Origin of the sequence: Caballeronia ptereochthonis (assembly GCF_001545075.1) — a bacterium.
Taxonomy (GTDB): Bacteria; Pseudomonadota; Gammaproteobacteria; order Burkholderiales; family Burkholderiaceae; genus Caballeronia; species Caballeronia ptereochthonis.
The window spans coordinates 1-14,168 of sequence record NZ_FCOB02000050.1 but is presented as its reverse complement, the minus strand read 5'-3'; the positions used below and the strand labels follow the sequence as shown (position 1 = coordinate 14,168).

Annotated in this window: 9 protein-coding genes and 4 tRNA genes; all 13 read right to left on the bottom strand. The window is 60.8% G+C overall.

Going from position 1 to position 14,168, the window contains the following annotated elements:
• Positions 1 to 47: 47 nt before the first annotated feature.
• Positions 48 to 4,289, bottom strand: coding sequence for a DNA-directed RNA polymerase subunit beta' (rpoC, locus tag AWB83_RS33150; RefSeq protein WP_087049851.1), 4,242 nt, complete (start codon positions 4,287 to 4,289; stop codon positions 48 to 50).
• A 21-nt stretch (positions 4,290 to 4,310) separates the two neighbouring features.
• Positions 4,311 to 8,417, bottom strand: a complete 4,107-nt coding sequence (rpoB, locus tag AWB83_RS33145; RefSeq protein WP_087049850.1) for a DNA-directed RNA polymerase subunit beta — start codon at positions 8,415 to 8,417, stop codon at positions 4,311 to 4,313.
• A gap of 368 nt (positions 8,418 to 8,785) precedes the next feature.
• Positions 8,786 to 9,160, bottom strand: coding sequence for a 50S ribosomal protein L7/L12 (gene rplL / locus AWB83_RS33140; protein ID WP_087049849.1), 375 nt, complete (start codon positions 9,158 to 9,160; stop codon positions 8,786 to 8,788).
• A gap of 84 nt (positions 9,161 to 9,244) precedes the next feature.
• Complete coding sequence (rplJ, locus tag AWB83_RS33135; protein WP_087049848.1) at positions 9,245 to 9,742, bottom strand: 50S ribosomal protein L10; 498 nt, start codon at positions 9,740 to 9,742, stop codon at positions 9,245 to 9,247.
• 306 nt (positions 9,743 to 10,048) lie between these two features.
• Positions 10,049 to 10,747 (bottom strand): 50S ribosomal protein L1, encoded by a 699-nt coding sequence (gene rplA / locus AWB83_RS33130; RefSeq protein WP_087049847.1) that lies wholly within the window; start codon positions 10,745 to 10,747, stop codon positions 10,049 to 10,051.
• Entirely contained in the window at positions 10,748 to 11,179 is a 432-nt protein-coding gene (gene rplK / locus AWB83_RS33125; RefSeq protein WP_087049846.1) for a 50S ribosomal protein L11, read from the bottom strand.
• 147 nt (positions 11,180 to 11,326) lie between these two features.
• Entirely contained in the window at positions 11,327 to 11,884 is a 558-nt protein-coding gene (gene nusG, locus AWB83_RS33120) for a transcription termination/antitermination protein NusG (protein ID WP_006998501.1), read from the bottom strand.
• A gap of 1 nt (position 11,885) precedes the next feature.
• The gene (secE, locus tag AWB83_RS33115) at positions 11,886 to 12,266 is read right to left on the bottom strand and encodes a preprotein translocase subunit SecE (RefSeq protein ID WP_087049845.1); all 381 of its coding nucleotides are present in this window, start codon (positions 12,264 to 12,266) and stop codon (positions 11,886 to 11,888) included.
• Between the two features lie 36 nt (positions 12,267 to 12,302).
• Positions 12,303 to 12,378: transfer RNA gene (locus AWB83_RS33110), tRNA-Trp, on the bottom strand.
• 67 nt (positions 12,379 to 12,445) lie between these two features.
• Positions 12,446 to 13,636 (bottom strand): elongation factor Tu, encoded by a 1,191-nt coding sequence (tuf, locus tag AWB83_RS33105; RefSeq protein WP_087049844.1) that lies wholly within the window; start codon positions 13,634 to 13,636, stop codon positions 12,446 to 12,448.
• A 62-nt stretch (positions 13,637 to 13,698) separates the two neighbouring features.
• Positions 13,699 to 13,773 (bottom strand) — tRNA-Thr (locus AWB83_RS33100).
• Between the two features lie 15 nt (positions 13,774 to 13,788).
• Positions 13,789 to 13,862, bottom strand: a tRNA-Gly gene (locus AWB83_RS33095).
• A 30-nt stretch (positions 13,863 to 13,892) separates the two neighbouring features.
• Positions 13,893 to 13,978, bottom strand: a tRNA-Tyr gene (locus tag AWB83_RS33090).
• Positions 13,979 to 14,168 lie beyond the last annotated feature (190 nt).

Below are 14,168 nucleotides of genomic sequence, written 5' to 3'. Positions count from 1 at the left end.
GCCCAGCCGAAGCCGGGCGGTTTGACGGTGCTACGAGCGAGAGACGCTTACTCGTTGGTATGCGGCTGCTGCTCCGCTGCCGGGGTTTCCGGCGTACCGAAATCGAATGCCTCTTCGGCAGCGATCTGGTCGAAGCGTTCGCGATCCGACATTTCCTTGCTCTTGCGCGCCTTGTGGAACGCAAGACCCGTACCGGCCGGAATCAGACGGCCGACGATCACGTTCTCCTTCAGGCCACGCAGATCGTCGCGCTTGCCCATGATCGCCGCTTCGGTCAGCACGCGGGTCGTTTCCTGGAACGACGCCGCCGAGATGAACGAATCGGTCGACAGAGAAGCCTTCGTGATACCGAGCAGCACGTTCTCGTACGTCGCCGGACGCTTGTCTTCCGCGATCATGCGATCGTTTTCGTCCAGCATGTCCGAACGCTCGACCTGCTCGCCCGGGATGAAGCGCGTATCGCCGTTGTCGACGATCTGCACACGACGCAGCATCTGACGCACGATCACTTCGATGTGCTTGTCGTTGATCTTCACGCCCTGCAGACGGTACACGTCCTGCACTTCGTCCACGATGTAGCGCGACAGCGCCTCGATACCCTGCAGACGCAGGATGTCGTGCGGATCGGCAGGGCCGTCGACGATCATTTCGCCCTTGTTGACGACCTGACCATCGTGCACCAGCACCTGCTTTTCCTTCGCGATCAGGAACTCGTGCTGATTGCCCTCGAGGTCCGTAATCACCAGACGCTGCTTGCCCTTCGTGTCCTTGCCGAACGACGTCGTGCCCGTGACTTCCGCGAGAATACCCGCGTCCTTCGGCGAGCGCGCTTCGAACAGTTCGGCCACGCGCGGCAGACCGCCGGTAATGTCGCGCGTCTTCTGCGCTTCGACCGGAATACGCGCCAGCACTTCACCGACCTGCACCTGCTGACCATCCTTCACGGTGATCAGTGCGCCGACCTGGAAGCCGATCTGCACCGAATGCTCGGTGTTCGGGATCTTCACTTCCTCGCCGTTCGCGTCGAGCAGCTTCACCTGCGGACGCACGCTCTTCGAAGCTTGCGAGCCGCGGCGCTTCACGTCGATCACGACGAGCGTGGAAAGCCCCGTCACATCGTCGATCTGCTTGGCGACCGTCACGCCTTCCTCGACGTTTTCGAACTTCACCGTACCGCCCCACTCGGTGATGATCGGACGCGTCAGCGGATCCCATTGAGCCAGTTGCGCACCGGCCTTGATCTGCGCGCCGTCGAGTTGCAGCAGCGTCGCGCCGTACGGGATCTTGTGACGCTCACGCTCGCGACCGAGGTCGTCCGCGATGATCGCTTCGCCCGAACGCGAGATGACGACCTGCTCGCCCTTCGCGTTGGTGACGTAGCGCATCGTGGCCGTGAAGCGCACCGTACCGTTCGACTTCGCCTCAACCGTCGAAGCGACCGCCGCACGCGATGCCGCACCACCGATGTGGAACGTACGCATCGTGAGCTGCGTGCCCGGCTCGCCGATCGACTGAGCAGCGATCACGCCCACCGCTTCGCCGACGTTCACGCGCGAGCCGCGGCCGAGGTCGCGGCCATAGCACGCGGCGCACAGGCCATAGCGCGTTTCGCAGGTGAGCGGCGTGCGCACGCGCACTTCGTCGATGCCGAGGCGTTCGATTTCCTCGACCGCATCTTCATCGAGCAAATCGCCCGACGCGTACAGCGTCTCTTGCGTTTCCGGATTGACGACGTCCGCCACCGCGACGCGACCGAGAATACGGTCGCGCAGGGCTTCGACGACTTCACCGCCCTCGACCAACGCCTTCATCGCCACGCCGTTCGACGTGCCGCAATCGTCTTCGACGACGACCAGATCCTGCGTCACGTCGACGAGACGACGCGTCAGGTAACCCGAGTTCGCAGTCTTCAGTGCCGTATCCGCCAGACCCTTACGCGCGCCGTGCGTCGAGATGAAGTACTGCAACACGTTCAGGCCTTCGCGGAAGTTCGCGGTAATCGGCGTCTCGATGATCGAGCCGTCCGGCTTCGCCATCAGGCCGCGCATCCCGGCGAGCTGACGAATCTGCACCGCGGAACCACGCGCGCCCGAGTCGGCCATCATGTAGATGGAGTTGAACGACTCCTGCTTCGTCTCGTTGCCGTCGCGGTCCGTGACGGGTTCCGTCGCGAGCTGCTCCATCATCGCCTTGCCGACCGCTTCCGACGTCGCCGACCAGATGTCGACCACGTTGTTGTAGCGCTCCTGCGCGGTGACGAGACCCGACATGTACTGACGGTCGTACTCCTTCACCTTCTTCGCGGCGTCGCCGACGATCGTCTCCTTCTGCGGCGGCACGAGCATGTCGTCCACGCAGATCGAGATGCCCGCGCGCGTTGCCAGACGGAAGCCCATCTGCATCAGCTGGTCGGCGAAGATCACCGTTTCGCGCAGACCGCACTTGCGGAACGCCGTGTTGATCAGCTGCGAGATCTGCTTCTTCTTCAGCGGCTTGTTCAGCACCGTGAACGGCAGGCCCGGCGGCAGAATCTCCGACAGGATCGCGCGGCCGACCGTGGTCGCGTACAGCGAGATCTTCGGCACGAACGCCGGCGCGCCTTCGCTCTTGTCCTCGTTCGCCACCATTTCGGTGATACGGACGTTGACGCGCGAAGCCAGCTCGACTTCCTTGTTCTCGTACGCGCGGATCACTTCCGACACGCCCGTGAACGTCATGCCCTCGCCCTTGCCGTTGATCGCCTCACGCGACGCGTAGTACAGGCCGAGCACGATATCCTGCGACGGCACGATCGACGGATCGCCGTTCGCCGGGAACAGGACGTTGTTCGACGCCAGCATCAGCGTGCGCGCCTCCATCTGCGCTTCGAGCGACAGCGGGACGTGAACAGCCATCTGGTCACCGTCGAAGTCGGCGTTGAACGCCGCGCAGACGAGCGGATGCAACTGGATCGCCTTACCTTCGATCAGCACGGGCTCGAAAGCCTGAATGCCGAGACGGTGCAGCGTCGGCGCACGGTTCAGCATCACCGGATGCTCGCGGATCACCTCTTCGAGGATGTCCCACACCACCGGCGTCTGGTTCTCGACTTCCTTCTTCGCGGCCTTGATGGTCGTAGCGACGCCCATCACTTCCAGCTTGTTGAAGATGAAAGGCTTGAACAGTTCGAGCGCCATCAACTTCGGCAGGCCGCACTGATGCAGCTTGAGCGTCGGACCCACCACGATGACCGAACGGCCCGAGTAGTCGACACGCTTACCGAGCAGGTTCTGACGGAAGCGGCCGCCCTTACCCTTGATCATGTCGGCGAGCGACTTCAGCGGACGCTTGTTCGCGCCGGTCATCGCCTTGCCGCGACGGCCGTTGTCGAGCAGCGAATCGACGGCTTCCTGCAGCATCCGCTTTTCGTTGCGGACGATGATTTCAGGCGCCTTCAGCTCGAGCAGACGCTTCAACCGGTTGTTACGGTTGATCACGCGGCGATACAGGTCGTTCAGGTCCGAGGTCGCGAAACGGCCGCCGTCGAGCGGCACGAGCGGACGCAGTTCCGGCGGCAGCACCGGCAGCACCTCGAGCACCATCCAGTCCGGCTTGATGCCCGAACGCTGGAAGGCCTCGAGCACCTTCAGGCGCTTCGCGTACTTCTTGATCTTCGCTTCGGAGCCTGTGTTCTTCAGCTCGGTGCGCAGCAGTTCGACCTGCTCGTCGATGTTGATCGAACGCAGCAGTTCGCGCACGCCTTCCGCGCCCATTTCGGCACGGAACTCGTCACCGTACTCTTCGACCTTGTTGTAGTAATCCTCTTCGGTCATGATCTGCCGCGCTTTGAGCGGCGTCATGCCCGGATCGATCACCACGTACGCTTCGAAGTACAGCACGCGCTCGATGTCACGCAGCGTCATGTCGAGCACCATGCCCAGACGCGACGGCAGCGACTTCAGGAACCAGATGTGCGCGACCGGCGAGGCCAGTTCGATGTGGCCCATCCGCTCACGACGCACCTTCGCCAGCGTCACCTCGACGCCGCACTTCTCGCAGATCACGCCACGGTGCTTCAGGCGCTTGTACTTGCCGCACAGGCATTCGTAGTCCTTGATCGGACCAAAAATCTTCGCGCAGAACAGACCATCCCGCTCCGGCTTGAACGTGCGGTAGTTGATGGTCTCCGGCTTCTTCACTTCGCCGAACGACCAAGAACGAATCTTGTCGGGCGACGCGAGGCCGATCTTGATCGCATCAAAAACTTCTTCTTGTTGGACTTGCTTGAATAGATCGAGCAGAGCTTTCATTGCTTTCTCTCCGTAGTCCGATTAGTTGCGGTCGAGATCGATGTCGATGCCGAGCGAGCGGATTTCCTTCACCAAAACGTTGAAGGATTCCGGCATGCCCGCGTCGATCACGTGATCGCCCTTGACCAGGTTCTCGTACACCTTGGTCCGGCCCGTCACGTCGTCCGACTTGACCGTCAGCATTTCCTGCAGCACGTACGACGCGCCATACGCCTCGAGCGCCCACACTTCCATCTCACCGAAGCGCTGGCCGCCGAACTGCGCCTTACCACCCAGCGGCTGCTGCGTGACGAGCGAGTACGGGCCGGTCGAACGCGCGTGCATCTTGTCGTCGACCAAGTGGTGCAGCTTCAGATAGTGCATGTAGCCAACCGTGACCGTGCGCTCGAATGCTTCGCCAGTGCGGCCGTCGTACAGCGTGACCTGGTTCTTCGACGGCGTCATGCCGAGGTTCGTGGCGATCTGATCCGGGTAGGCCAGATCCAGCGCGCGCGACATTTCGTCTTCCGTTGCGCCGTCGAACACCGGGGTCGCGAACGGTACGCCTTCGCGCAGGTTCTTCGCGAGTTCAAGGATCTCGTCATCCGAGAAGCCTTCCAGCTCTTCCTTGCGGCCCGACTCGTTGTAGATCTTCGTCAGGAACTCGCGCAGTTCTTCGATCTTCGCCTGACGCTGCAGCATTTCGCCGATGCGCCAGCCGAGACCCTTGGCGGCCCAGCCCAGATGCACTTCGAGAATCTGACCCACGTTCATCCGCGACGGCACGCCGAGCGGATTCAGCACGACATCTGCCGGACGGCCATCGGCCATGTACGGCATGTCTTCGATCGGGACGATCTTCGAGACCACACCCTTGTTACCGTGGCGACCCGCCATCTTGTCGCCAGGCTGCAGGCGACGCTTCACGGCGAGGTACACCTTGACCATCTTCAGCACGCCCGGCGGCAGTTCGTCGCCTTGCGTGAGCTTCTTGCGCTTCTCTTCGAACGCGAGGTCGAACTGGTGACGCTTCTGCTCGATCGAGTCCTTGATCGCTTCCAGCTGTGCCGCTGCTTCTTCGTCCGCAAGACGGATGTCGAACCAGTGGTAGTGGTCGAGATCTTCGAGGTACGCGAGGTCGATCTTCGTGCCCTTCGCGAGCTTCTTCGGACCGCCGTTCGCGACCTTGCCGTTCAGCATGCGTGCGAGACGCTGGAACGCGTCGCCTTCCACGATGCGCAGCTGGTCGTTCAAATCGAGGCGGTAGCGCTTCAGTTCGTCGTCGATGATCTGTTGCGCGCGTTTGTCACGCGTGATGCCTTCGCGCGTGAACACCTGCACGTCGATCACCGTGCCGCTCATGCCCGACGGCACGCGCAGCGACGTGTCCTTCACGTCCGACGCCTTCTCGCCGAAGATCGCGCGCAGCAGCTTTTCTTCCGGCGTCAGCTGGGTTTCGCCCTTCGGCGTGACCTTGCCGACCAGCACGTCACCCGCTTCGACTTCCGCGCCGATGTACACGATGCCCGACTCGTCGAGACGACCAAGCTGCACTTCCGCGAGGTTCGAAATATCGCGCGTGATTTCTTCCGGTCCGAGCTTCGTGTCGCGAGCAACGACGTTCAGTTCCTCGATGTGGATCGACGTGTAGCGATCGTCGGCCACGACCTTTTCCGAGATCAGAATCGAGTCTTCGAAGTTGTAGCCGTTCCACGGCATGAACGCGACCAGCATGTTCTGGCCGAGCGCGAGCTCGCCCAGGTCCGTCGAGGCACCGTCGGCCAGCACGTCGCCGCGCGAGACCTTGTCGCCGACCTTCACGATCGGACGCTGGTTGATGTTCGTGTTCTGGTTCGAACGCGTGTACTTGATCAGGTTGTAGATGTCCACGCCGACGTCGCCGGCAACCGCTTCGTCGTCATTCACGCGAATCACGATACGGCCCGCATCGACGTAGTCGACCACACCGCCACGCAGTGCCTGCACGGTCGTACCCGAGTCAACGGCCACCGTACGCTCGATGCCCGTACCGACGACCGGCTTCTCCGGACGCAGACACGGCACGGCCTGACGCTGCATGTTCGAACCCATCAGTGCACGGTTCGCGTCGTCGTGCTCGAGGAACGGAATCAGCGATGCCGCCACCGACACGATCTGCGACGGCGCCACGTCCATGTACTGGATGCGGTCCGGCGTGACCATCAGCGTTTCGCCCGCTTCACGCGACGACACGAGTTCGTCGGTCAGCGTGCCGTCTTCGGCCACCGCCGCGTTCGCCTGAGCGATCACGTAACGGCCTTCTTCGATCGCCGACAGGTAGTCGATCTGGTCGGTCACCTTGCTGTCCACGACCTTGCGATACGGCGTTTCGAGGAAGCCGTATTCGTTCAGGTGCGCGTACAGCGCGAGCGAGTTGATCAGACCGATGTTCGGACCTTCCGGCGTTTCGATCGGGCACACGCGGCCATAATGCGTCGGATGCACGTCACGGACTTCGAAGCCCGCGCGCTCGCGCGTCAGACCGCCCGGGCCCAGTGCGGAGACACGGCGCTTGTGCGTGATTTCCGACAGCGGGTTGGTCTGGTCCATGAACTGCGAGAGCTGCGACGAACCGAAGAACTCGCGGATCGCCGACGAAATCGGCTTCGAGTTGATCAGGTCGTGCGGCATCAGGTTTTCGCTTTCGGCCTGGCCGAGGCGTTCCTTCACCGCGCGCTCGACGCGCACGAGACCGGCGCGGAACTGGTTCTCCGCGAGTTCGCCGACGCAACGCACGCGACGGTTGCCGAGGTGGTCGATGTCGTCCACTTCGCCCTTGCCGTTGCGCAGCTCGACGAGGATCTTGATGGTCGCGAGGATATCGTCGTCCTGCAGCGTCATCGGGCCGGTGATTTCGTCACGGCCGACGCGGCGGTTGAACTTCATGCGGCCGACCTTCGACAGATCGTACGCGTCTTCGCTGTAGAACAGACGGTTGAACAGCGCCTCGACCGCTTCTTCGGTCGGCGGCTCGCCCGGACGCATCATGCGGTAGATCGCGATGCGCGCGGCCATCTTGTCGGCGGTTTCGTCGATACGCAGCGTCGATGAGATGTACGGGCCCTGGTCCAGATCGTTCGTGTAGAGCGTCTGGATGTCCTTGACCTTCGCTTCGCGCAGCTTTTCGAGCACCGATTCCGTGATTTCGTCGTTGGCGTTCGCGATCACTTCGCCCGTTTCCGGGTCGATGACGTTCTTCGCCAGCACGCGGCCGAGCAGATACTCCTCGGGCACCGAGATGAACTTCGTCTTGGCGTTTTCGAGGTCGCGAATGTGCTTCGCGTTGATCCGCTTGTCCTTCGTGACGATGACGTTGCCTTCGCGATCCTGGATGTCGAAGCGCGCGACTTCACCGCGCAGGCGCTCGGGAACGAACTCCATTTGCGCGCCTTCGCTCATCAACTGGAAGTTGTCGAAAACGAAGAAGTTCGCGAGGATCTGCTCCGGCGTCAGCCCGATGGCCTTCAGCAGGATCGTGACCGGCATCTTGCGACGACGGTCGACGCGGAAGTACAGTACGTCCTTCGGATCGAACTCGAAGTCGAGCCACGAACCGCGGTAGGGAATGATGCGCGCCGAGAACAGCAGCTTGCCGGAGCTATGCGTCTTGCCCTTGTCGTGCTCGAAGAACACGCCAGGCGAACGGTGCAGCTGCGAGACGATCACGCGCTCGGTGCCGTTGATGACGAATGAACCCGTCGGCGTCATGAGCGGAATTTCGCCCATGTACACTTCCTGCTCCTTCACTTCCTTGACGACCGGCTTGCTCGGCGATTCCTTGTCGAGCAAAACCAGACGCACTTTCGCGCGCAGGGCCGAACAGTACGTCAGACCGCGCTGCTGACATTCCTTGATGTTGAACGCGGGCGGCGAAAGCATGTAGCTGACGAACTCGAGCCGCGCGAAACCGTTGTGCGAAACGATCGGGAAAACAGAAGTGAACGCAGCTTGCAGGCCTTCCGACTTGCGCTGCGAGGACGACACGTCTGCTTGCAGAAACGTCTGGAATGATTCAAGCTGGGTAGCCAGCAAAAAGGGAACTTGGTGAACGATGGGGCGCTTCGCGAAACTCTTGCGAATACGCTTCTTCTCGGTGAAGGAATATTGCATACGATCTCCGAATCACGGCGGGCGTTATCGAGGCGGGATACCTCGACGTCACGACCCGGTGTTCACCGACTGAGACCCGCGCAGCTGTCCGGGGAGGACGCGCGAATCTAGAAGCTTGGTGGTTGGCCGCTACCAACCGCTGGCTGACGGCAGCGGATGCCTGTGTTTCCCGCTACCCGACCAAACTTGCCTTCTGCAGTCGCTTCAGAAGACAAAGAGAACTGCCGGAAAAACATGCCGATCCGACCGTTCTCTTTGGCTTCTGCGGGGACATTCATACCTGCTGACAAGCATGAAAACTGCGTCCCCACAAAGCACAAAAAGGCCGGCGGTGGAAAACCGCCAGCCTTCGCATAGCGCGCTGAAACTTACTTGATTTCAGCCTTCGCGCCTGCGTCTTCCAGCTTCTTCTTCGCTTCTTCAGCCGCAGCCTTGGGCACCGCTTCCTTGATGGGCTTCGGTGCGCCGTCGACCAGGTCCTTCGCTTCCTTCAGGCCGAGACCCGTCAGTTCGCGAACAGCCTTGATCACGGAAACCTTGTTCGCGCCTGCTTCGAGCAGGTTCACGGTGAACTCGGTTTGCTCTTCAGCAGCAGCAGCAGCGCCGCCAGCGGCCGGGCCAGCAACTGCAACAGCAGCGGCCGACACGCCAAACTTCTCTTCGAACGCCTTGACGAGCTCGTTCAGTTCCAGCACCGACATCGAGCCAACGGCTTCGAGGATGTCTTCTTTTGCGATTGCCATTTGAAATACTCCTAGATTGAATTCGGATCGAGCTAGCGATCTAGCTAATGCCTAACCTAAGCGACTGGCGCCCAAGCGCGTGCGTTACGCAGCTTCGCTCTGCTTCTTTTCAGCCAGCGCGGCCATAGCGCGCGCAAAGCCGGAAACAGGTGCCTGCATGACGAACAGCAGCTTGGAGAGCAGTTCTTCGCGGCTCGGGATGTTGGCCAGCGCTTGCACGCCCGCCTTGTCCATCACCTTGCCTTCGTAGGAACCAGCCTTGATGATCAACTTGTCATTGCTCTTGCCGAAGTCGTTCACGACCTTGGCAGCGGCAATGGCATCTTCCGAGATGCCGTAGATCAGAGGACCAGTCATCTGCTCAGCCAGCGGAGCGAACGGGGTACCCTCGACGGCGCGACGCGCCAGCGTGTTCTTCAACACGCGGAGATACACCTGTTGCTCGCGCGCTTTCGCGCGCAGCTTGGTCAGATCGCCAACCGTGATCCCACGATACTCAGCGAGCACCATCGTCTGAGCCTTCGCGACTTGCGCGGCGACTTCAGCGACGACTGCCTGCTTATCTTCTTTGTTCAGTGGCACGGTTAAACCTCCAGATTCGATGCACTCGGGCCACAAACCCTCATGCACCACGTTCAACAACGGCGTCCGACTGTTAGGAGTATCTCGATCGATCGGTGACCATCCTGTTTAGACGATCGAAAACCGACTTCAACCACTACAAAACTGTTTCGGGTTCGCCATCTGCGTTGGCTTGAATTAAGGCGATGCGTGCCTGCTGCATCACCACCAACGGTCTTTGACAACCGGTTGCTCGATCTGAAACCGCGATCTTGCAACCGCCCAAAGCCCTTTTGATGCGCGGCCTTCCGACCGCGCTCGAAATTCTTACTGCTGCGCCAGCGTGCCTTGATCGACGCGAACGCCGACACCCATCGTGCTCGACACGGCGATCTTGCGCAGGTACACGCCCTTGCTCGTCGCCGGCTTCGCCTTTTGCAGCGCATCGATCAGCGCGGCCAGGTTCTGACGCAGCGATGCCGATTCGAACGAAGCGCGACCGATCGTGCCATGGATGATACCGGCTTTGTCGACGCGGAACTGCACCTGACCCGCTTTCGCGTTCTTGACCGCTTGAGCGACGTCCGGCGTAACCGTGCCGACCTTCGGGTTCGGCATCAGGCCGCGCGGGCCGAGGATCTGACCCAGCGTACCGACCACGCGCATCGTGTCCGGCGAAGCGATCACGACGTCGAAGTTCAGGTTGCCGGCCTTGACTTGCTCAGCCAGGTCTTCCATGCCGACGATGTCCGCACCAGCTGCACGAGCCTGCTCGGCCTTGTCGCCTTGCGCGAACACTGCCACGCGAACCGACTTGCCGGTACCTGCCGGCAGAACCACCGAACCACGAACCACCTGGTCCGACTTCTTCGCATCGATGCCGAGCTGAACAGCCACGTCGATCGACTCGTCGAACTTCGCGCTCGCGCATTCCTTCACGAGAGCCAGGGCGTCGTCGATCGGGTACAGCTTCTGACGATCGATCTTGTTCGCGAATGCCTGAAGGCGCTTCGAAAGCTTAGCCATTTACACGCCCTCCACGGTGATGCCCATCGAACGGGCGCTGCCGGCGATCGTGCGCACAGCTGCGTCCAGATCAGCTGCCGTAAGATCCGGCATCTTGGTCTTCGCGATTTCTTCCGCTTGAGCGCGGGTGATGTTGCCGACCTTGTCGGTGTGCGGCTTGCTCGAACCCTTGTCGATCTTGGCTGCCTTCTTGATCAGAACGGTAGCCGGCGGCGTCTTCATGATGAACGTGAAGCTCTTGTCCGCGAATGCCGTAATGACGACCGGCACCGGCAAACCCGGCTCCATGCCCTGAGTCTGCGCGTTGAACGCCTTGCAGAACTCCATGATGTTCAGGCCGCGCTGGCCCAGTGCCGGACCGACCGGCGGCGACGGGTTGGCTTTACCTGCAGGGATCTGCAGCTTGATAAAGCCGACGATTTTCTTTGCCATATTGAAAACCTCTGCTGAACGCGTAAGCGTCCGGTGAGTGATAGCGCGCGTTCGACGTTAAAGCCTACTGGCGCTCCTCAACGGTCATGACGCGGACCGTAAGCGCGAATCGCGCGATGGCCGCGAGGCCACGCGCGATGTATTCGATTAAGTCTTTTCGACCTGGCCGAATTCGAGTTCGACCGGCGTCGAGCGCCCAAAAATGGTCACCGAAACACGGACCTTGGACTTTTCGTAGTTCACTTCCTCGACGTTGCCGTTGAAGTCCGTGAAGGGACCTTCCTTCACGCGAACCATTTCGCCAACCTCGAAGAGCGTCTTCGGCCGCGGCTTCTCGACACCTTCCTGCATCTGCGACATGATCTTTTCGACTTCACGCGGCGAGATGGGGCTCGGGCGATTGCGCGCACCGCCGACGAAACCGGTGACCTTGGCGGTGTTCTTCACCAGGTGCCACGTTTCGTCCGTCATTTCCATTTCGACCAGGACATAGCCCGGGAAAAAACGACGCTCGGTGACCGACTTGTGGCCACCCTTCACTTCAACGACTTCTTCGGTCGGAACGAGAATCTGACCGAATTGATCTTGCATACCTGCGCGCTCAATGCGCTCCTGAAGCGCTCGTTGCACGCTCTTCTCCATTCCGGAGTAGGCGTGCACCACATACCAACGCTTTCCGCTCGGGGATGTCGGAGTATCGCTCATATCATTTCCAACCCAGAATCGCCGAGAAAATCACCCATTCGATCGACTTATCGCTAAGCCAAAGGAAGATGGCCATGATCAGAACAAACGCGAAGACCACCAGGGTCGTTTGCGTGGCCTCTTTACGGGTCGGCCAGACAACCTTGCGGACTTCCTTGTACGAGTCTTTGGCGAAGGCGATGAAGCCCTTGCCCGGCGCAGAGAAAAGACCGACTGCGACACCCGCGATGACACCGACAGCAAGTGCTGCGCCGCGGACGTACCACTCTTGGCCAGAGAGCCAGAAAAAACCCACGAATCCGGCCAAGACCAACAATACGCCCGCCACCAACATCAACTTGTCGCCGGAGGTATTTACAGTTTCGACGGAAGGATTCGCCATAACACCTTAAACACAGCGCCGCTTGACGCAAGAATTTGGCAGGGGCAGAGGGAATCGAACCCCCAACCTTCGGTTTTGGAGACCGACGCTCTGCCAGTTGAGCTATACCCCTAAACCATTTGGGGCCGACGGATTTCGCCGACCCCGAAACCACTAACTACCGAGAAGATCTCTGGCTCTTACTCGATAATCTTCGCCACGACACCGGCGCCGACGGTACGGCCGCCTTCGCGGATCGCGAAGCGCAGACCTTCTTCCATGGCGATCGGCGCGATCAGCTTGACCGTGATCGACACGTTGTCGCCCGGCATCACCATTTCCTTGTCCTTCGGCAGCTCGATCGAGCCCGTCACGTCCGTCGTACGGAAGTAGAACTGCGGACGATAGTTGTTGAAGAACGGCGTGTGACGGCCACCTTCGTCCTTGCTCAGCACGTACACTTCAGCCGTGAAGTGCGTGTGCGGCGTGATCGAGCCCGGCTTGGCCAGAACCTGACCACGCTCCACGTCTTCACGCTTCGTGCCGCGCAGCAGGATACCGACATTGTCGCCTGCCTGACCCTGGTCGAGCAGCTTGCGGAACATTTCCACGCCCGTGCACGTGGTCTTCACCGTCGGCTTGATACCGACGATTTCGATTTCCTCGCCGACCTTGATGACGCCGCGCTCCACGCGCCCCGTCACCACCGTGCCGCGACCCGAGATCGAGAACACGTCTTCCACCGGCATCAGGAACGAACCGTCCACTGCGCGCTCCGGCGTGGGGATGTACGTGGGCAGCGCGTCGGCCAGGTTCATGATCGCCACTTCGCCCAGCTCGCCCTTGTCGCCTTCCAGCGCCAGCTTGGCCGAACCCTTGATGATCGGCGTGTCGTCGCCCGGGAAGTCGTACTTCGACAGCAGTTCACGCACTTCCATTTCGACGAGCTCGAGCAGCTCGGCGTCGTCCACCATGTCGCACTTGTTCAGGAACACGATGATGTAGGGCACGCCAACCTGACGCGCCAGCAGGATGTGCTCACGCGTTTGCGGCATCGGGCCGTCAGCGGCCGAGCACACCAGGATCGCGCCGTCCATCTGCGCGGCGCCCGTGATCATGTTCTTCACGTAGTCGGCGTGGCCCGGGCAGTCGACGTGTGCGTAGTGGCGGTTAGCCGTTTCGTACTCGACGTGCGCGGTGTTGATGGTAATACCACGTGCCTTTTCTTCCGGCGCCGCGTCGATCTGGTCGTACGCCTTCGCCTCGCCGCCGAACTTCTGCGTGAGCACCGTCGTGATCGCTGCCGTCAGCGTGGTCTTGCCGTGGTCAACGTGACCGATCGTGCCCACGTTCACGTGCGGCTTGGTCCGCTCGAATTTACCTTTGGCCATTTTCGACTCCTAACAGGATTTTCGCACCTTGCGCCGCGCGCAACTTACTAGACTGATACTGCTGGTGCCCATGGGCAGGATCGAACTGCCGACCTCTCCCTTACCAAGGGAGTGCTCTACCACTGAGCCACATGGGCACTGCTAACCGACACTGGAGCGGGTGAAGGGAATCGAACCCTCGTCGTAAGCTTGGAAGGCTTCTGCTCTACCATTGAGCTACACCCGCGAGGGTTGGACTCCCTTACCGCTTGAATTCTGGTGGAGGAGGTTGGATTCGAACCAACGTAGGCGTAAGCCAACAGATTTACAGTCTGCCCCCTTTAGCCACTCGGGCACCCCTCCGCAGGGAACTATCGATTATGGGGTAACAACACGCCCTTGTCAAGCGTTTCTTACGACCCGAAACAATCGAGGCTCTCACCTATAGGTGAGACGAAAAACGCAAAAACCCCACCTTTTGGGGTGGGGTTTTTGCGTGAAGCATGAGGAGCCTGACGATTACCTACTTTCACACGGGAGATCCGCACTATCA

What these genes read in the sequence shown, in the direction of transcription:
- rplA (WP_087049847.1), bottom strand. Translation starts at nt 10,747, where the DNA reads ATGGCTAAGCTTTCGAAGCGCCTTCAGGCATTCGCGAACAAGATCGAT.
- rplL (WP_087049849.1), bottom strand. Translation starts at nt 9,160, where the DNA reads ATGGCAATCGCAAAAGAAGACATCCTCGAAGCCGTTGGCTCGATGTCG.
- rpoC (WP_087049851.1), bottom strand. Translation starts at nt 4,289, where the DNA reads ATGAAAGCTCTGCTCGATCTATTCAAGCAAGTCCAACAAGAAGAAGTT.
- rplK (WP_087049846.1), bottom strand. Translation starts at nt 11,179, where the DNA reads ATGGCAAAGAAAATCGTCGGCTTTATCAAGCTGCAGATCCCTGCAGGT.
- secE (WP_087049845.1), bottom strand. Translation starts at nt 12,266, where the DNA reads ATGGCGAATCCTTCCGTCGAAACTGTAAATACCTCCGGCGACAAGTTG.
- tuf (WP_087049844.1), bottom strand. Translation starts at nt 13,636, where the DNA reads ATGGCCAAAGGTAAATTCGAGCGGACCAAGCCGCACGTGAACGTGGGC.
- rpoB (WP_087049850.1), bottom strand. Translation starts at nt 8,417, where the DNA reads ATGCAATATTCCTTCACCGAGAAGAAGCGTATTCGCAAGAGTTTCGCG.
- nusG (WP_006998501.1), bottom strand. Translation starts at nt 11,884, where the DNA reads ATGAGCGATACTCCGACATCCCCGAGCGGAAAGCGTTGGTATGTGGTG.